The following is a 17,999-nucleotide window of genomic DNA, read 5'->3' on the forward strand; positions in this document are numbered from 1 at the left end:
GCCCTTCATGGTGATCGGCAGCCCCGGCGGCTCGCGCATCATCACCATCACGCTGCAGGCCATCCTCAACGTGATCGACCATGGCCTGGATATCCAGGAAGCCGTCGATGCGCCGCGCATCCACCATCAATGGCTGCCCGACCAGATCTATACCGAGCCCCAGGCGCTCTCGCCCGACACGGTGAAGCTGCTGGTCGAGATGGGCTACAAGGTGGATGAGGGCGACCCGGCCTGGCCGGTCTGGGGCAAGGCGGCCGGCATCCTAGTCGGCGGCAAGGATCTCGCCACCATCAAGAAAGGCGACGGTGCCCGTTACAACGGCGCCATGGACAGCCGCGTCGAATCAGGCCTGGCGGCCGGATATTGAGGCTGCGTTTCTTACCCTCCCCCTCCAGGGGAGGGTAAAACGCACTCCACATGTCGCCGTCGATCAGGCCTGCTTTTCGGCTTCGGCGGCCTGCTTCGGGCCGCCGCGGGCGACGCCGACCATGGCCGGGCGCAGCACGCGCGAGCCGATCGAATAGCCGACCTGCACCACCTGGGCCACGGTGCCGTTGGGCACGGAGGGATCGGGGATCTCGAACATCGCCTGATGGAAATTGGGGTCGAACCGCTCCCCCTTGGGGTCGAGCTTCTTGACGCCGTGCTTTTCCAGCGAGCGCAGCATTTCCTTCTCGGTGAGTTCCACGCCCTCTATCAGCGCCTTGACGGCGGCATCGGTCTCGCGAGCCTCGGCAGGGACGCTCGCCAAAGCGCGTTCCATGTTGTCGGCGACGCCGAGCATGTCGCCGGCGAATTTGGCGATGGCATATTGGCGTGCATCGTTGAGTTCGCGCTCGCCGCGGCGGCGCACATTCTCGATCTCCGCCATGGCGCGCAGCACGCGGTCCTTCAGCTCGGCATTCTCGGCCTGCAGCTTGGTGAGAACCTCGAAGGCATTGTCGTTCACGGCGGTCTGGTCGGCGCCGGCTTGTTCGCCACCAGCCTGGCCCACGCTGTCCGCCGCCGTCGGCGCCGCCGGGGCGGCCGCCTCGGCCGCAGCGCGGGTCTCGGTTTCGGCTTCGGGTTTGGTCTTGCTGGTCATTTCACCTTTTCCAACTCATGTTCGGCCGGGATATCAGCGTCCTGGCCGATAAAATCAAGGGTTGATGCTGCGAACAACCTCAATCCGCCCATTTTGAGTCAACGCCGATGGCGCTCGACCAGCGCCAGGGCGGCAGCGAAGGCGCTCTCGACATCGAGGGCGGTGGTGTCGAGCACATGGGCGTCGGGCGCCGGTTTGAGGGGGGCATCGGCGCGGCCGGCGTCACGGGCATCGCGCTTGCGGATATCGGCGAGCACGGATTCGAAAGGCGGGGCATCGCCGCGCTTCTCGAGCTCGAGGTGGCGCCGGCGTGCCCGGATCTCGGCATCGGCGGTGACGAAGATCTTCACCTCGGCGCCGGGCGCGATCACCGTGCCGATGTCGCGCCCATCGAGCACGGCGCCGCCGCGCTGATGGGCGAAGCGACGTTGCAGGTCGAGCAGGGCCTTGCGCACCTTGGGGTGGGCGGCGACCACCGAGGCCGCTTCGCCCATTTCCCGCCCGCGCAGCCGGTTCTCGTCGAGGCTGCCGACATCGAGCCCGTCGGCGATCTCGGCGGTGGCGTCCGCATCCTCGAGATCGAAGCCGCCATCGATGGCGGCCCGTCCGACGGCGCGATAGAGCAGGCCGGTGTCGAGATGGGGCAGGCCGAGATGGGCGGCCAGGCGCTTGGCCAGGGTGCCCTTTCCGGAGGCGGCGGGGCCATCAATGGCGATGATCATGACGAGGCACCAGGACTAAACATCAGCGACTACACATCAGCGGAGGAAGGCGGAGTTTCCGCCGGTAAGGTTACGGTCGCGGGTCGCAGCGTCGGGCGACCCTGAAGCACGATGAGGCGTGCGGAGCGCTCGGACGCTGTCGCGACATCCGCTCCGAAGAGCCGAAACAGGCATATGGCTTCGTCTCCGGCCGCCTGCGGCGCGACGACGCGGGTCTCACCGGGCGCATTGAGGCCGGCGAGCAGCACGGCCGAGATCGCCAGGTCCGGCTTGATCGGGGATGAAGTGCTGCCCTCGGGCATCTGCCAGAGGATCGGCACCGCGTCGACGGCACCCCGCAAGGTCAGGGGCAGGCGTGTGCCCTCGGCCGAGGTGACGATCTCGGCGCCCATCCGCATCAGGGGCACCAAGGCAGGCGCTATCGGGCAGGCCCGCAAGGGGGGATCGCCATCGAAGCTGGCCGTTACGCCGTGGCTGGCGGCAACGCCCATCATCAGGACAGCGCCTGCCAGGGATCCCCCCAAATCGAGGCTGCCTTCCGGCGAGAGCAGGCCGCCGACCCCGACGCCGTGAATGCGCCAGCTTCCGTCCGCGGCGCGCTCGATCGCCGCACCCAGCCTGCGGCAGGCCTCGGCCGTTGCCAGGATGCCATCGCTTTCAGGAAGGTTCTCGATACGCGTCTCGCCCACGCTGAGGAGGCCGAGGACGATGGCGAGCAGACCGGCTGTATCGTCGCGTGCCGCCAGGGTTGCCCGACCCTGCTCCGGGGACCGGTGCGCAGAAAGCGAAACGGCGTGGGAGGGCGATGCGGGCAAGGAGCGGCTCCGAACAGGCGGAAGGAATTTGCGGCAGGGCGGAATGCCGATGGCGAGGGGCTCGGCCCCGCATGGGCAGACCTGGAAGTCTGCCCGGCCAAACGCCCTAGCATGGATGGCCCGAAGGGCAAAGCCGGCGGTGGGAGGAATTCTTGATTCAACCCCTTGCCAGATCGCGAAAAAACGCCATCTTTGCGATTCTGATTGACATAGGGGCTTCTAGTCTGTAGCGGCCTCGCACTTCGATTTCCGACATAAGGTACACGCCGTGGCCAGACCCGAACTTGGCACGAAACGCGTCTGTCCGACGACTGGGCGCAAATTCTACGATTTGAACAAGGATCCGATCATCTCGCCCTATACCGGCCAGGTGGTCACCATTGCAGCACCGCTCCTGCGCGGCCGTCCCGACGCGGTCGCTCCGCGCGCCGCCGATCAGACCGAGGACGACAACGATCTCGATCAGAACACGGATGCCGAACTGATCAGCCTCGAAGAGGCCGATGACGAGGCGAGCGCCGCCAAGGCCGTGGTCGGCGACGACGACATCGATGTCGAGGATGATCCGGGCTCCGACGACACCTTCCTTGAGGAAGACGAGGACGAGAATGACGACGTCACCGATCTGATCGGCGATGGCATCGAGGACGACGAGGAAAGCTGAGGCTCGCAACGAGCCCGTTCAGGGACGCGGAACCGGCCCGGAGCCGCGTCTTTTCCCCAATCGAAAGATTTTACAAAATTTCTTCACAAGACGTCTTGCATCGGGCCGCGAAACGTGACAAACGAGCGGCCCGTCGGCGGTGACGCCGAGGGACACCGAAGCAGCTCCCAGGCCGCTTCGCAAAAGTGGGGTCATAGCTCAGCTGGGAGAGCGCTACAATGGCATTGTAGAGGTCGGCGGTTCGATCCCGCCTGGCTCCACCACTTCCTTCCGGACTTCGATGGCAAAAGTCCGGTTCCACCAAGCCCGCCGGCATCGAGCGGGCTTTTTTATTGCGCGACGAAAGCCCCCAAGGATTGCATTGCCTCTGTGCTGATGAGCGCCTAGAGTTTGATGGCGTTCCGTTCGGTTATCTCGAATGCCCGTCGATCATTGCAGCTCGATTGCTGCTTGCCGAGTTCGCCTGGTTCTGTGTTTCGTAGGCGATAGCCCGGATGACCGGGGTCAGCGAAAATGACCGAGGCAAGAGATGCCAAGCAAAGGGAGATAAAGCATGCGCTTTTCACTCAAGGCCTTGTTCGCTGTCGTCATGATGTTCGGCGGACTGGCTCTCACTTCGGCGCCGTCTTCGGCCCTGCCGGTTGCGCCGGTCGAGCGGACGGCCCCCATGGCAAATACGCTGGAAGGCACGGCCCAGGTCCAGCAGGCGCAGTATTACTATTATCGCCGGCACTACCGGCCGCGCTATTATCGGCCACGCTACTACAGGCCCTACCGGTATTATCGCCCCTATCGGCGCTATTATCGGCCGCGCTACTACTATTACCGGCCCTATTACCACCGCCGGTACTATTACGGATATTGCGCCCTGCGGGTTTCGTCGTCGGGAGGCCCGCTGGTCGGGCCTCCCGATTCGATGTGGAACCATGACCCGATCCATGCGTTCTCACCGCGGGGCCAGCAGGGTCCCGTCTCGGTGCCATAGCGTCTAGCGAAGCCGGCAGCCTTGCCGCCAGTCGCAGGGATTGCCTTCAGCGGGCGTGCTTGGCTCCAGGCCTCACAAGAGGGGTGCAGTATGGAGAATCCGCAAGTGGGTTGGATCGGAGCCATCATCATCGGCGGCCTGGCGGGGTGGCTGGCCGAAATGTTCATGAAGAGCGATATGGGCATCCTCATGAACATCATTCTTGGCATCGTCGGCGCGGCCGTCGCCAATCTGGTGCTGGGCATGTTCGGCGTGGTTCTGGGTGGCTGGATTGGGTATCTCATCGCCGGATTCGTCGGAGCCTGCATCCTGATCGCGCTCGGAAGAATGCTGAAACGATCCGCCTGAGGCGCCGACGACCTGCGCCCGGCCGCTACCGGACGATGGGTGCGGGGCACGGCCCAGCCAGCGAACGCTGCTGGAGAACCCGGCCGGGCCGTGGCAGGGCGAGAGAGAGGCCCGATGCCCGGCCATGCTATCGTTGGCTTGCGACAGTTTCGTAACAAGTGCAGCGGGCTGTCGGGCTTCAGAGGCTGCGGGTTTGTGCCATGAAGCGGTCGAGTTCGATGAAACCCGCGCTCCCTTCCATCGGCCCCTGCATGGTCACGGTGTGGGCGCCTGCGGCATTGGCATAGCGTAGGGCCTCCGCGACCGGCTTGCCGAACCGGCGCGCCACCAGAAATGTTGCGCCGAAGCAGTCGCCCGCGCCGGTCGGATCGATTTCGGTCACCGCAAAGCCGGGCATGTCGGTGCGGCCCTCCTGGCTGAAATGGCTGGCGCCGCGGGCCCCGCGTTTCAGCACGATCTCCCTGACGCCCGTCGCCAGCAGGCCCGCCACCGCCTTGTCCTCGTCGCCCTCGCCGGAGAACAGCGACAATTCCTCGCCGGAAGGCAGGAAGAGATCGGTTGCCGCCAGTACGGTATGGAAGACCGCCTTGCTGCCGTCGCGCAGCATCTCGCGCCGGATATTGGGGTCGAAGGAGACTGTGCCGCCGCGTGCCTTGAGCCCCGGCAATGTCTTCAGGATCATGTCGGCGACCGCCGGCACCGGCAGTCCCGAACCCATGATGTGGAGATGGCCCGCTTCGGCGAGCACCGCCTCGGCCTCGGGCGTGGCGGCGATGCGCCCGGCGGCGCTGTCACGCATGTTGTAGACGAAGGCGCGGCCGCCATCCGGCCGGTAGCGTACGAAGGCGCTGCCTGTGGCCGCTCCCGCATGCACGGCCACGGCCGAGACGTCGACGCCGTCGCGCCGCAGGCGCTCGAGGTTCAGCGTACCGAAATCGTCGTCGCCCACGGCCGAGACGATCGCGGCGGGATGGCCGAGTTTGCCGACCTGGTCGATGAAGATCGCCGGCGCACCGCTCGGGAAGGGGCCGACCAGGGGTTGCGGCTCCAGGAAGCCGTTGCCGGTGGTGGTCGCCATGATCTCCACCAGGATCTCGCCGATGGTGACGATCTTGCCTGCAAGCATGGGAGGTTCCTCGATATCGGAGAAAAGGGGGCCAGGCCTGGGGCCTAGCTCTGGAACAGCGTGATGGGCTGTTCACTGGCATAGATCGCGCTCTCGTCGATGGAGAACATGCGCTGGTGCATCAGGAGGGCGCCGCCAAGGGCCGGGCCTTCAACGCCGAGAGCGGAAACCTCGATGCGCGGCAGCGGAAAGCCCTCGAGCAGTTCGCGCTGCATGGCCTTGCTGACCTCGGCGGCGACATGGGTGAAGACCGGCGCGACAGAGCCGCCGAGAATGATCAGGCCGGGGTTGAGCACGCTGGTGACCTGGATCAGGCCGGCGGCGAGGCGTTCGCCCCAGGCCCGCGCGGTGGCCACCGCCGCGCCTTCCCCGCGCGCAAGGCCCTGCAGCAGCCTGTCGAGATCGGCCTCGCCGCCCTGGCTGCGATAGAAGCCGAGGATGGCGTCCTTGCCGATATAGCTTTCCAGATGGCCCGGCTTGGAGCGGCCGGCCTGGACACTGTCGCCGCCGAGCACGATCTGGCCGAATTCGCCGGCAAAGCCGGCTGAGCCGCGCAACAGGCGGCCGCCAATGACGATGCCGCCGCCGGCACCGTTCTCGATCAGCAGGAAGGCGACGGTCTCCGAGCGATGCGTGGTGTCGCGATAGGTCTCGGCGATGGCGAAGGCATTGGCGTCATTCTCGATCGAGATCGCGGGATCGAGCGAGGGGAAGCGCCGCTTCAATCGATCGGTGACCATCTCTCTCAGCTTCACGTCGCGCCAGCCGAGCATGAGCCCGTTGATCACGGTGCCGTCCGAGGCCAGCAGGGCCGGCAGGGTCACGCACAGGCCGCGCAGGCGCTCGGGCCGATCGAGGCTTTCGATGGCCTCGGCGATCAGCGCGACCATGCGGTCGGTGCCGGCCTCGGGGGTTTCGCGATAGGTCGGGAAGGGCAAAGTGAGGCGCAGGATCTCCTGTGCCAGCATGTCGATGGCGACGACCGTAAGCCGGTCGACGCCGATCTCCGCGCCCAGAAAGCTGGCGCCGGCAGGATCGATCTGCACCCGGATGCCAGGGCGGCCGGTCTTGCCGGCATTCTCGCTGCGCGGTTCGTCGCGGCGCTCGACGGCGAGGCCTTCCGTCATCAGGCCGGTGATGATGTTGCCGGTGGTCGAACGGTTGAGGCCGAGGGCCCGGGCGAGGTCGGCCCGGCTCATGCCAGCGTCGCGGAACAGGGCATTGAGAGCCCTGATTTCATTGAGATGACGGACGGTTTGCGGCGTTGCCAAGATGGGGAGATCCGCTCGGAAGGGAGGAGGAGACTACAATGTCTTGCGACCCGATGGAATCGTCAAACCGCGCAAAGGCTCGTCGAAACAACGTGTTAGAACAGCGTTGTCCCGGTTGCTTCCATGGATGGCGCATGATGCGAAGCGGGGCGGGCGAGCGGGCCGCATAGCAAGCCGCCTTCACGGCGTGCGGGCCGTCTCGGCCTTGCGCCGGGCTTCGGCGTAGCGATCGTCGATGAAGGCCTTGGCGCGCTTGGCGAGCTCGACATTGTCGGTCCAGGTGTTGCGCCAGATCGCGCAGATGATCGAGAGATCCTCGTCGACCACTTCGGAGGAAAAGCTCTCGAAGGTGATCCAGTCCTCGTAGCCGCTGGCAACGAGGGCGTCGAAAATGGCGGGGAAGTCGATCACGCCCGAGCCGAGATAGCCGCGATTGCTTTCGCCGATGTGGAAATAGCCGAGCTTGTCGCCGGCAAGCCGGATGGCCTGTACGGGATCGGCTTCCTCGATGTTCATGTGGAAGGTGTCGAGGTGCAGGAAGATGTTGTCCGAACCGGTATCCTTGATGAAGGCAAGGCCCTGCGCGGTGGTGTTGAGCAGGTTGGTCTCGAAGCGGTTGACGATTTCGAGATTGAGGCTGACGCCGGCCTGCTTGGCCTTGTCGGCCAGGCGGGACAGCGCGGCCACGCTGTTGTCCCAGCCCTTGCGCGTGGGCAGGCTGCGATATTTGGTATGGGCCGAGAAGATGATGCCGCCGAGCTTGTGGCCGCCGAGATCGCGCGTGATGGCGACCGCGTCGGACAGGATCTCCTCGCCCCGGCGCACCACGGCGGCATCCTCGCTCGAAATGTCGCCTTCCAGGGGCAGGCCCATGGTGACTGTCACGGCGAGATCATAGTCCTTGAGGCGCTGCGCCAGCCAGGACACATCGAATTTGCGGGGATCGAGACGGGGAAATTCGATCAGCTTGTAGCCGAGACGATGCGACTTCTCCATCGCGCCTTCGAGATCCTGCTGGGTGGTGCCGCCCGTCCATACGAAGGAATGAATGCCGAGTTTGTCCATGGTGGATCCTGCCCTGTTGCGCCGGCCGGGTTCCGTCCGGAACGTGCCGGCTCGATCATGCTTTTTTGGTCTTATTTGTTGTGAGTAGCAGCAAACTTCTTTTCGTTCAAGCAAGGCCGCTCGCGTCCTCTCGGCGATTGCTATCCGATGGTCGCAACGCCCAGTCCCGGCCGCTCGGCGCGGGCGGCAACGAAACGAAGGCCCTCGCGCGCCCGATGGAGGGCCGGATTGTCCCGCCGGGCGGCATGGAGCGCATAGATCGAATGGGAGAAGGCCGGTGCCCCCTTCACCAGCCGCAGGCGCCCATCGGCGAGGAAGGGCGTGACCGCGCCGGCGCGAAAATAGCCCGAGCCCCCTACCGAGAGAATGTGGGTCAGCGCCAGGGGCCCGAGCGAAATCGCCAGGGGGGCGGCGGAGAAATCGGGAAAGGCGGCGCGGTGGTTGAGGGCGAAAGCCGGCCCCCAATCGACCTGGATGTAGCTGTCGCGATCCACTGTCCCGTCGGCGGCAGTCGTCACCAGCACCAGTTGTTCCTCCACCACCAGTTCGGCGACGATGTCGCGATATTGCGGTGGATTGTAGAGCGTGACCAGATCGAGCGAGCCTTCCCTGACGCGCTCGACCAGCCGGGATGGCGTATCGACCTCGACGCGCAGAGCGACGCGCGGGCATTCGCGATGCATCCAGGCCAACCAGTCGGCGAGAAGGGGATGCCAGAGGCTGAGCTCGCCGCCCAGGCTGATGCCGTCCTCCCGTCCGGGCGGCAGCGCGACCTCCTGCCGGGCGCGTTCCCACACCTGGACCAGGGCGGCGGCCGGTCCGACGAAGCGCTCGCCGGCCGGCGTGAGCCGAGCCCCGGCCTTGTTGCGGACGAAAAGGCGGCGGCCGATCTGCTGTTCGAGGGCCCGGATGCGCGCGCTGACCGCCGTCTGCGTCAGATTCAGGCGCTCGGCCGCGGCGGCGAAGCTGCCGTTCTGCGCAATTTCCAGGAAGGTTCGTGCAAGCCCGATATCCATGAAAATAAGATTATGGATTTTGCATTGAACTGCAATAACAATGCGTTTGTCTGAGTTCATTTCCGATGTCACAACTCCAGGACCGCCTGATGCGGCAGGACGGATCCGCCGTGCGGCGGGGCGTCGGCCCGGTGTCTGGCCTGGCGGAAGCAAGACGCGTTTCGATCGAAACGCGGTGGTATCGAGTGAAATGGCATGACGGACGACAGGTCTCCCGAAACGATTGCCGCCAGCAACGGCATGGCGGCCGACAAGGCCTTCCGCGCGGTGGCTCCGCCTCTCTACCTCGCCAGTTCCTACGCCTTCGGCGGCTTCGAACAGGCCGGGACCTATGAATATGGGCGTACGCGCAACCCGACGCGGGACCAGCTTGCCGAGACGCTGGCGGCGCTTGAAGGGGGGGCCGGCGCTGTGGTTGTCGCCAGCGGCATGGCGGCGGTCGATCTGGTGCTGTCGCGCCTCAATCCCGGCGAGACCATCCTGGCGCCGCATGACTGCTATGGCGGCACGCAGCGCCTCCTGGCCATGCGTGCCAACAAGGGCCAGTTCAACCTCACTTTGGTCGACCAGACCGACGAGAACGCACTCGATGCCGCCATGGCCCGGCGTCCAGCCCTGGTGCTGGTCGAAAGCCCCAGCAATCCCCTGATGCGCGTCGTCGACATCGCCGCCATCGCCGGCAAGGCCCATAGGGTGGGGGCGGCGCTTGCCGTCGACAATACCTTCCTCTCGCCGGCGCTGCAGAAGCCGATCGGCCTCGGCGCCGATTTCGTCATCCACTCCACCACCAAATATCTGAACGGCCATTCCGACGTGATCGGCGGCGCGGTGGTGGCTGCGAGGGCCGAGGATGTTACGGAGCTGGCTTTCTGGGCCAATCTGACCGGTGTCACCGGTTCGCCTTTCGATGCCTATCAGACGCTGCGCGGCGTCCGCACCCTGTTTCCCCGCATCGAGCACCAGCAGCGTTCCGCGGGCGCGATCGCGGCTTTCCTGGCCGGCCATGACGGCGTTGCCGCCGTGTATTATCCGGGCCTGCCAGGCCATCCCGGCCACGAGATCGCCCGGCGTCAGCAGGCCGGTTTCGGCGCCATGCTCAGTTTCGAGATCGCCGGCGGCCCCCTGGCCGTCAAGCGCTTCGTCGAGGCCGTCAGGGTGTTCACCCTCGCCGAGTCGCTCGGCGGCGTCGAAAGCCTGGTTGCCCACCCCGCCACCATGACCCATCTCGGCATGGGTGAGGCCGCGCGGGCAGCCGCGGGCATCAAGGACAGCCTGTTGCGGCTTTCGGTGGGGTTGGAGGCCGAGGGCGACCTGCTGGCCGATCTCGCCCAGGCGCTGGAGGCGGCTCGCCCGCACGAGACTGGCCGGCAGCGGGCGTTTGGGACATGATAGCCGTACCTTCGATCAGGGGGCCGATGCCATGATGGAAGCCGATCGCAACGACGCCGACGATGCTGTGCGTCCCTTCGCCTCGTCAGCCTGTTTCGCTCATGAGGCCGAGGGCGGCCAGCTCGATACCGCAGCGCGGATGCAGGGCGAGCGTCGCGCGGAGATCATGGCCTGGCGCAAAGGAGAGCGGGCGCGCCTGATCGCCGAGCGCCTGGCCATGCCTGTCGATCTGAGAACCGGGAAGACCCAGGCGATCGCCGGACATCTCGATGCCGTCGTCGGCGATGTCGCCGGGCGGGTGGTGAGCTTCTACTGGCCCTTGCGGGGCGAGCCCAATCTGCGTGACTGGGCCGAGGCGCTCGCCATACGTGGCGCAATCACGGCTCTGCCGCTGGTGGTGGAAAGGAACGCGCCGCTGGTGTTCCGCACCTGGCGGCAGGGCGAGAAGCTGGTCAAGGGCTTCTGGAACATCCCGGTGCCCGAGGGCGGTCGCAAGGTGGTACCCGACATCTGCCTGGCGCCGGTGGTCGGCCATGACGCCCGAGGTTTCCGGCTCGGTTACGGCGGCGGCTATTTCGACCGCACGCTGGCAAGCCTCCCGGCGAGCGTAGTGGCGCTCGGCGTCGGCTATGCCGAGGCGGCGATCCGTACCATCCATCCCCTGGCGCACGATATCCCGCTCGACGCCATCGTCACGGATCAGGGTGTACGGCGCTACCCCAGCGATTGATGGGCTCTTGCCCACCAAGAGGGCAGTGGGAAGCGCCGAATTTCATCGGGAACCTTTGGAGACGGGACGCATCCAATCACGCGTTCCCAACGAGGTATCGACTCCGATGTCCCATCCCGGTCTGCAGATTCATCCGGTCGACGACCTGATCGACAGGGCGATCCGGCGTGAGCCCGAAGCTATCCGTACGATCACGACGCAGCACAATCGCCGCCTCTATCGGATCGCCCGCAGCATCCTGCGTGACGACGACGAGGCGGAGGAAGCCGTGCAGGCCGCCTATATGCGGGCCTTTGCGGCGCTGCCGGCCTTTCGCCGCGATTCCAGCCTTGCGACCTGGCTGACTCGCATCGCCATGAACGAGGCGCTCGGCCGCGTGCGGGCAAGGCGGCCCGCAATCGGGATCGAGACGGGTAGGGCCCTTCTGGCCGGCGAGGTGATCCCCTTCCCAATCCAGGCCATGGCGGCCGATCCGGAGCGGACCATGGCCCAGAGACAGATCCAGTCCCTGCTGGAAATGGCGATCGACGAGTTGCCGGCGATCTACCGGGTTGTCCTGATGGCACGGCTGGTCGAGGAGATGAGCCTGGAGGAGACGGCGGCGCTGCTCGGCCTCAGGCCCGAAACGGTGAAGACCCGTCTGCACCGGGCGCGCCGCCTGCTGCGCGAGGCATTGGAGCGCCAGGCCGGCCCGCATCTGATGGACACCTTCCCATTCGACGGCTGGCGCTGCGAACGCATGACGCGAGCCGTGATCGAAAAAATTCTGTCCAGCCCCTGAGGCAGCGGAAACCAAGTCGCGGCGCCGGCATCCAATCTCCTGCAGACGTCTTTGCACAGGAGAAATGCCATGTTGATTGCCAGGCTTGCGGGAACGGCAGCCGTTCTCGCCATTCTGACCGCCGGCGCGCCGGCCCGGGCCGGCGGCCTTACCGATCCGCAGATCGCCCATATCGCCTACACGGCGGGCGTGCTGGACATCGAGACAGCCAGGCTGGCGCTGAAGAAATCGAAGAACAAGGAGGTCGTGGCCTTCGCCCGGAACATGGTCCATGACCATGAGGCCGTGAACGGCAAGGCGCTTGCGCTGGTCAAGAAGCTGCAGGTCGCGCCCGAAGACAACGATGTCAGCAAGGGTCTGGTCAGCCAGGCCGAAGCCAAGCGCGCCAGCCTTGCGGCTCTCGAGGGGCCGGCCTTCGACAAGGCCTATGCGGACAATGAGGTCGGCTACCACAAGACCGTCAACGCCGCCCTCGCCGATACGCTCATTCCGGCTGCCGGCAATGCCGAGCTCAAAAGCCTGCTGCAGACCGGGCTCAAGATCTTCCAGGGTCATGAACTGCATGCCGAACATCTGGCGGGCTCACTGAAATGAGGCGTCACTCCGAGGCAAGAGCATCGTGCCGCGCCGCGATCGGCATTGCAGCCGGCATGATACTGCTCTGGGGCGGAACGGCATGCGCCGCCACGATCGCGATCACGGTCAGCGATCTTGCTTTCGAGCCCGCCGTCGTCGAAGCCCGGGTCGGCGACGTCATCGAATGGCGGAACGCCGATTTCGTCGGCCATACTGCGACAGACCGTAGCGGCCAATGGGACGTCGCCCTGCCGGAGGGAAAGAGCGAGAGCATCCCCATGACCGCGCCTGGCGTGATGTCCTATTTCTGCCGGTTTCATCCGCAAATGACCGGCATCATCCGGGTGAAGCCGAAACTGTGACGGCCAGACAGTGCCGGCAAGAGCGCCGGCATTGTCTTTTCTCCCCCTAGGGGCGAGAGGTGGGCCTCGCCTTGCAGCCCGGCTCCCGCGGTGACATGCTGGGGTCCTGCCTATTCTCCGCGCAAGAAACGCACTTGCGCCGGCAGCCCTGACATTCTATGTAAAATGCCCTAATTACACATTTTCCAATGTGAAAAGGGCCCATAGGCGCCAATGTCCCGCACCCTCTCCCCTCATCTCAAGCGGCTCGAAGCCGAGTCGATCGGGATCATCCGCGAAGTCGCGGCCGAATTCGCCAATCCGGTGATGCTCTATTCCATCGGCAAGGATTCGGGGGTGATGCTGCATCTGGCCCTGAAGGCGTTCTATCCCTCCAAGCTGCCCTTCCCGCTGCTGCATGTCGACACGACCTGGAAGTTCAAGGACATGATCGCGTTCCGCGACGAGATCGCCAAGCGCTACGGGCTCGACCTGATCGTGCATATCAACCAGGACGGCGTCGAGCGGGGCATCAATCCGATCACCTCCGGTTCCTCCCTGCACACCCAGGTGATGAAGACCGAGGGGCTGCGCCAGGCCCTCGACAAGTACAAGTTCGACGCGGCCTTCGGCGGCGCCCGCCGCGACGAGGAGAAGAGCCGCGCCAAGGAGCGCATCTTCTCCTTCCGCACCGCCAACCACACCTGGGACCCACGCAACCAGCGCCCGGAATTGTGGTCGCTCTACAACACCAAGATCCGGCAGGGCGAATCGATCCGCGTCTTCCCGCTGTCGAACTGGACCGAGCTCGACATCTGGCAATACATCCTCGAAGAGGACATCCCGATCGTGCCGCTCTATCTTGCCAAGGAGCGGCCGGTGGTGTTCCGGGCCGGCACCATGCTGATGGTCGACGACGAGCGCCTGCCGCTGGAGCCGGGGGAGGTGCCTGAGATGCGCCGCGTCCGCTTCCGTACGCTCGGCTGCTATCCGCTTTCGGGCGCCATCGATTCCGAGGCGACCTCCGTGGCCGACATCGTGCGCGAAATGCTCACGGCCCGCACCTCCGAGCGCCAAGGCCGCCTGATCGACAATGACGAATCGGCCTCGATGGAAAAGAAGAAGCGCGAGGGCTATTTCTGATGAACGCTGCTGCCCCCCAGACCCAGCTCTCGCTCGCCGAAATGCTCAAGCCCCGCGAAAAGGGGCTGCTGCGCTTCCTCACCTGCGGCTCCGTCGATGACGGCAAGTCGACCCTGATCGGCCGGCTGCTCTATGATTCCAAGCTGATCTTCGAGGACCAGCTCGCCACGCTGGAAAAGGATTCCAAGCGTCACGGCACCACCGGCGAGGACATCGACTTCGCCCTCCTGGTCGACGGGCTGGAGGCTGAACGCGAGCAGGGCATCACCATCGATGTCGCTTATCGCTTCTTCTCCACCGCCAAGCGCTCCTTCATCGTGGCCGACACGCCCGGCCACGAGCAATATACCCGCAACATGGCGACGGGGGCCTCCACCGCCGATCTCGCCGTGCTGATGATCGATGCCCGCAAGGGCGTGCTGGTGCAGACCAAGCGCCATGCCACCATCTGCTCGCTGCTCGGCATCCGCCACATCGTGGTCGCGGTCAACAAGATCGACCTGGTGGATTATGATCGTGTCGTCTTCGAGAAGATCGTCCACGACATTCTGGCTTTCACCGCCAATCTCGATTTCACCTCGGTCACCCTGATCCCGATCTCCGCACGCTTCGGCGAAAACGTCTCGATGCGTTCGACCCATATGGACTGGTATCACGGCCCGATCCTGATCGAGCATCTGGAGACGATCGACGTCGCCTCCGATGCCGTGAAGAAACCCTTCCGCTTCCCGGTGCAATGGGTGAACCGGCCCAATCTCGATTTCCGGGGCTTTTCCGGCACGCTCGCCTCCGGGACCATTCGTCCGGGCGACAGCGTCACGGTGGCGGCCTCGGGCAAGACCTCGGTGGTGACGCGCATCGTCACCCAGGACGGCGACCTCGAGGAGGCCGTCGCCGGCGATGCGGTCACCCTCACGCTCGCCGACGAGATCGATGCCGCCCGCGGCGACGTGTTCTCCCGCACCACCGAGCGGCCCGACGTCACCGACCAGTTTGCCGCCCACCTGATCTGGATGTCCGAGGACGCCCTGCTGCCGGGGCGCTCCTACATGCTGCGCATCGGCACCAAGTTCGCGCCCGCCACCATCACCTCGATCAAGCACAAGATCGACGTCAACACCCAGGAGCATCTGGCGGCCCGCACGCTGCAGCTCAACGAGATCGGCGTCGTCAACGTGGCGACCGGCGTGCCGGTGGCGATCGACTCCTATGTCGACAACCGCGAGACCGGCGCCTTCATCCTGATCGACCGCGCGACCAATCAGACCGCGGCCGCCGGCATGATCGATTTCGCCTTGCGCCGGGCCACCAATATCCATCGCCAGTCGCTCACTATCGACAAGCTCGCCCGTTCGGCGCTCAAGCACCAGAAGTCGGCGATCGTCTGGTTCACCGGCCTGTCGGGCTCGGGCAAGTCGACCATCGCCAATCTGGTCGAGGCCGAGCTTGCCCATGCCGGCCATCACACCATGCTGCTCGACGGCGACAATGTCCGCCATGGCCTCAACCGTGATCTCGGCTTCACCGATGCCGACCGGGTCGAGAACATCCGCCGCGTCGGCGAGGTGGCCAAGCTGTTCGTCGAGAGCGGCACCATCGTGCTGTGCTCCTTCATCTCGCCCTTCGAGGCGGAGCGTGCGCTCGTTCGCTCCCTGGTCGAAGCCGGCGAGTTCATCGAGGTCTTCGTCGACACCCCGATCGAGGATTGCATCAAGCGCGATCCCAAGGGGCTCTATGCCAAGGCCCTGGCCGGCGAGATCAAGCACTTCACCGGCGTCAGCAGCCCCTATGAGCGGCCCGAGAATGCCGAGATCGTGCTGCAGACCGTGGGCAAGACGCCCGACACCCTGGCGCAGGCCGTGGTGAAAGCCCTGCGCGAGCGCGGCCTGCTCGACCACCAGGACGATTGGGGGCTGTAACCTATTTTCGAATAGGCGCTGGTGCCGGATACCGCCGCGATCTAGCATAGACCGGCTCGTCGTGATGAGATTCTTGCACGAGGAGCTGGCCTGTGTCGGGCCGGCCGGGTGTCCAGCGAGGCCTTGTCGGACCGGCATCATTGATCATGGGGCGTGATGGCTGGTTTGTTTTCCTTCAAGGGCCGCATCGGCCGGCATGCCTATCTTCTCGTCACGGTGCCGCTGGCTTTCGTCTATCTGGTCTGGATTGCCTGGTGGCTGTTCGCCACCTCCAGTTTCGACGACGAGGGGCCTGCCAAGATTTTCCGCATGAGTGCGATCGGCTGGGTCGTCTGCGCCTGGCCCTATCTGGCCGCCGGCTTCAAGCGCTGTCACGACCGCGATAAATCCGGCCTATGGTATGTCGGCTGGACGGCGGGCTGCCTCGGTTTCTGGATCGCAGCGATCATGGTCCAGCCCTTGTTGGCCTGGCTGGGCAATCTCATCGCGCTGTGGACCCTGGTCGAGATGGGTTTCATCAAGGGAACGCCGGGCCCCAACCGCTTCGGCCCGCCTGCCGACGAATGGCCTCCGCAAGCATAGAACCCCGTGGCTTGAAGAAATCGTCGTCGAGCAGGCGGGCCGTTGTCCCGCCCGGTACCTCAAGTTGCAGGCCGTTGGCGCAATATCGTTCCAGGTGTATCCTCGTTCCGGTGTTTTGCGATTGGACGGAAGCCTCTCGAATCGCAAAGACGCGTCGAACCAAAGAGATAGAGCAAACAAGCGCTCGCGCCTGAACGCATTTTGCTCGAGGAAACGCCAGGCGCGACGAATGTAACATGGCACAGGCCGGTGCAAATGATGGCGGCATGACCGTCGGGCGGATGCTGCTCAGCCCGAAGGGCCGGATTCCTCGCTTCGACGCCTTGTTCGCCTATGCCTGCCTGGGCGTGATGTTCGCGGCGGCCGCCTTCGTCTGGGGTGGATGGGTATTCGCCTATTACCGCCGTGATCCGGCAGCGGCATTGCAGGTGATGCCTTGGACGCCGCTCGGAGGGCTCGGCCTCTTGGCGGGCTGGATGGGCTTCTGCATCCTGGCCAAGCGCTGCCATGATCGCGACCATTCAGCCTGGTTCCTGCTGATGGGACTGATCCCGCTTGCCAATCTCTGGCTGCTGGTCGATCTGTTTTTCTGGCGCGGTACCCGTGCTGTCAATCGCTTCGGCCCTGAACCGGAGGGCATGGCCAGCCAATGGCGGGCAGCGAACGAGGATCGTTGAAGGCAAGCTGACGGTCAAAGCCCAGGGATGCCGAAGAGGTTTCTCGCCTATGGCCTGCAAGGCCAAGGTGAGATGAAGACCATGGCTCGTATTGTGACAATTTCCTGAATTGTAAAGTGCCACGAGATCAGGCGGCCTGGCTGCTGTTCTTCTGTCACGCTGGAAACACGCTTCTCCACCGATCGAGATTGACGTCTTGTTTTCAATCGTTTGTGCTGATAGGCCGGCAAACATCGAAATCGCAAGAGCTGATGAGCAAAAGGGGTTGAGTGCGATGAATGAACCGACACTTGCGGAGAAATTGTTCAGTTTCCAGGGCCGGCTGCGCCGCAGCAACTACTGGATCTATCATCTTCTGCAATGGCTCGCCCTGTGCGTCGTCGTGGGAATCTTCTACGGCCTGGCGCTGACCGTGACGCCGGATAGTCCGCTCATCTATGTGCTGGGCGTGATCGGCATCGTCGTCTATGTCGGCTTCGTCTGGTCCGGGCTTTCCATCGGGGTTCGGCGCTGCCACGACCGCAACAGGAGTGGCTGGTTCCTGCTGGTCAGCTTCATTCCCCTCGTCGGCGCCATCTGGGTTCTCATCGAACTCGGCTTCCTCGACGGTACCCAGGGTCCCAACCAATACGGTCCCTCGCCCAAGGGTATCGGCGGCAACGAAGTCGCCGGTGTCTTTTCCTGAACAGCAAAGGGGCCGAACTCGTTCGGCCCCTGGTTTTCGGCGCTGAAGCGTTTGGCCCCAGATGATGCCGTCGCCTACGC

At 64.8% G+C, this 17,999-nt stretch carries 21 protein-coding genes and 1 tRNA gene; 15 read left to right on the forward strand and 7 right to left on the reverse strand.

All coding sequences use genetic code 11. The features are described 5' to 3' along the window. Window positions 1-367, forward strand: a 367-nt coding sequence (locus QM672_RS12165) for a gamma-glutamyltransferase (protein ID WP_415082851.1), incomplete at its 5' end; no start/stop codon positions are given. Window positions 368-430: 63 nt separating this feature from the next. Here the strand turns inward: QM672_RS12165 and grpE are convergent. The 3 genes from grpE to QM672_RS12180 form a co-directional block, all read right to left on the reverse strand. Next, window positions 431-1,084: a nucleotide exchange factor GrpE gene (grpE, locus tag QM672_RS12170; RefSeq protein ID WP_415082853.1), complete on the reverse strand. Its 654-nt coding sequence runs from the start codon at window positions 1,082-1,084 to the stop codon at window positions 431-433. Window positions 1,085-1,182: 98 nt separating this feature from the next. After that, on the reverse strand, window positions 1,183-1,806 hold the full coding sequence (cmk, locus tag QM672_RS12175) for a (d)CMP kinase (protein WP_311939783.1): 624 nt from the start codon (window positions 1,804-1,806) through the stop codon (window positions 1,183-1,185). A gap of 29 nt (window positions 1,807-1,835) precedes the next feature. Beyond that, window positions 1,836-2,621: a hypothetical protein gene (locus QM672_RS12180; RefSeq protein WP_415082855.1), complete on the reverse strand. Its 786-nt coding sequence runs from the start codon at window positions 2,619-2,621 to the stop codon at window positions 1,836-1,838. 268 nt (window positions 2,622-2,889) lie between these two features. Between QM672_RS12180 and QM672_RS12185 the strand changes: the two genes are divergently transcribed. The 4 genes from QM672_RS12185 to QM672_RS12200 all read left to right on the forward strand — a co-directional run bounded on the left by QM672_RS12185 (window position 2,890) and on the right by QM672_RS12200 (window position 4,618). Next, a complete protein-coding gene (locus QM672_RS12185; protein WP_311939779.1) occupies window positions 2,890-3,285 on the forward strand; it encodes a TIGR02300 family protein in 396 nt (131 codons plus the stop codon). Window positions 3,286-3,472: 187 nt separating this feature from the next. Next, window positions 3,473-3,548: transfer RNA gene (locus QM672_RS12190), tRNA-Ala, on the forward strand. Window positions 3,549-3,838: 290 nt separating this feature from the next. Further along, complete coding sequence (locus QM672_RS12195; protein WP_415082857.1) at window positions 3,839-4,270, forward strand: hypothetical protein; 432 nt, start codon at window positions 3,839-3,841, stop codon at window positions 4,268-4,270. A gap of 90 nt (window positions 4,271-4,360) precedes the next feature. After that, window positions 4,361-4,618 (forward strand): GlsB/YeaQ/YmgE family stress response membrane protein, encoded by a 258-nt coding sequence (locus QM672_RS12200; RefSeq protein ID WP_311939775.1) that lies wholly within the window; start codon window positions 4,361-4,363, stop codon window positions 4,616-4,618. A 178-nt stretch (window positions 4,619-4,796) separates the two neighbouring features. On the opposite strand, the gene QM672_RS12205 is transcribed toward QM672_RS12200, so the two are convergent. From QM672_RS12205 to QM672_RS12220, 4 genes are all read right to left on the reverse strand, one after another. Beyond that, window positions 4,797-5,744 (reverse strand): sugar kinase, encoded by a 948-nt coding sequence (locus tag QM672_RS12205; RefSeq protein ID WP_415082859.1) that lies wholly within the window; start codon window positions 5,742-5,744, stop codon window positions 4,797-4,799. Window positions 5,745-5,788: 44 nt separating this feature from the next. After that, window positions 5,789-7,015, reverse strand: a complete 1,227-nt coding sequence (locus tag QM672_RS12210; RefSeq protein ID WP_367623695.1) for an ROK family protein — start codon at window positions 7,013-7,015, stop codon at window positions 5,789-5,791. A gap of 180 nt (window positions 7,016-7,195) precedes the next feature. Then, window positions 7,196-8,080, reverse strand: coding sequence for a sugar phosphate isomerase/epimerase family protein (locus QM672_RS12215; RefSeq protein ID WP_415082861.1), 885 nt, complete (start codon window positions 8,078-8,080; stop codon window positions 7,196-7,198). 140 nt (window positions 8,081-8,220) lie between these two features. Continuing rightward, a complete protein-coding gene (locus QM672_RS12220) occupies window positions 8,221-9,096 on the reverse strand; it encodes a LysR family transcriptional regulator (protein ID WP_415082863.1) in 876 nt (291 codons plus the stop codon). 195 nt (window positions 9,097-9,291) lie between these two features. On the opposite strand from QM672_RS12220, the gene metB reads away from it, so the two are divergent. The 10 genes from metB to QM672_RS12270 all read left to right on the forward strand — a co-directional run bounded on the left by metB (window position 9,292) and on the right by QM672_RS12270 (window position 17,919). Continuing rightward, the gene (gene metB, locus QM672_RS12225; RefSeq protein WP_415082865.1) at window positions 9,292-10,485 is read left to right on the forward strand and encodes a cystathionine gamma-synthase; all 1,194 of its coding nucleotides are present in this window, start codon (window positions 9,292-9,294) and stop codon (window positions 10,483-10,485) included. 31 nt (window positions 10,486-10,516) lie between these two features. Then, entirely contained in the window at window positions 10,517-11,215 is a 699-nt protein-coding gene (locus QM672_RS12230; RefSeq protein WP_311939763.1) for a 5-formyltetrahydrofolate cyclo-ligase, read from the forward strand. Between the two features lie 106 nt (window positions 11,216-11,321). Further along, on the forward strand, window positions 11,322-11,996 hold the full coding sequence (locus tag QM672_RS12235; RefSeq protein ID WP_415082868.1) for an RNA polymerase sigma factor: 675 nt from the start codon (window positions 11,322-11,324) through the stop codon (window positions 11,994-11,996). Between the two features lie 69 nt (window positions 11,997-12,065). After that, complete coding sequence (locus QM672_RS12240; RefSeq protein ID WP_311939760.1) at window positions 12,066-12,590, forward strand: DUF4142 domain-containing protein; 525 nt, start codon at window positions 12,066-12,068, stop codon at window positions 12,588-12,590. Beyond that, complete coding sequence (locus QM672_RS12245) at window positions 12,587-12,934, forward strand: cupredoxin domain-containing protein (RefSeq protein ID WP_311939759.1); 348 nt, start codon at window positions 12,587-12,589, stop codon at window positions 12,932-12,934. The genes QM672_RS12240 and QM672_RS12245 overlap by 4 nt, the downstream gene beginning before the upstream one ends. A 213-nt stretch (window positions 12,935-13,147) precedes the next feature. Beyond that, a complete protein-coding gene (gene cysD / locus QM672_RS12250; protein WP_311939757.1) occupies window positions 13,148-14,056 on the forward strand; it encodes a sulfate adenylyltransferase subunit CysD in 909 nt (302 codons plus the stop codon). Continuing rightward, window positions 14,056-15,975 carry a sulfate adenylyltransferase subunit CysN gene (cysN, locus tag QM672_RS12255; protein WP_394313400.1) on the forward strand — a complete coding sequence of 640 codons (1,920 nt, stop codon included), beginning with the start codon at window positions 14,056-14,058 and terminating at the stop codon, window positions 15,973-15,975. The genes cysD and cysN overlap by 1 nt, the downstream gene beginning before the upstream one ends. Window positions 15,976-16,131: 156 nt before the next feature. After that, a complete protein-coding gene (locus QM672_RS12260; RefSeq protein ID WP_415082871.1) occupies window positions 16,132-16,557 on the forward strand; it encodes a DUF805 domain-containing protein in 426 nt (141 codons plus the stop codon). A gap of 266 nt (window positions 16,558-16,823) precedes the next feature. After that, window positions 16,824-17,234: a DUF805 domain-containing protein gene (locus QM672_RS12265; protein WP_415082873.1), complete on the forward strand. Its 411-nt coding sequence runs from the start codon at window positions 16,824-16,826 to the stop codon at window positions 17,232-17,234. 274 nt (window positions 17,235-17,508) lie between these two features. Beyond that, window positions 17,509-17,919, forward strand: a complete 411-nt coding sequence (locus QM672_RS12270) for a DUF805 domain-containing protein (protein ID WP_415082875.1) — start codon at window positions 17,509-17,511, stop codon at window positions 17,917-17,919. Window positions 17,920-17,999: the final 80 nt, after the last annotated feature.

The sequence above is a fragment of the Labrys sp. (in: a-proteobacteria) genome (assembly GCF_047605565.1).
GTDB lineage: Bacteria > Pseudomonadota > Alphaproteobacteria > Rhizobiales > Labraceae > Labrys > Labrys neptuniae.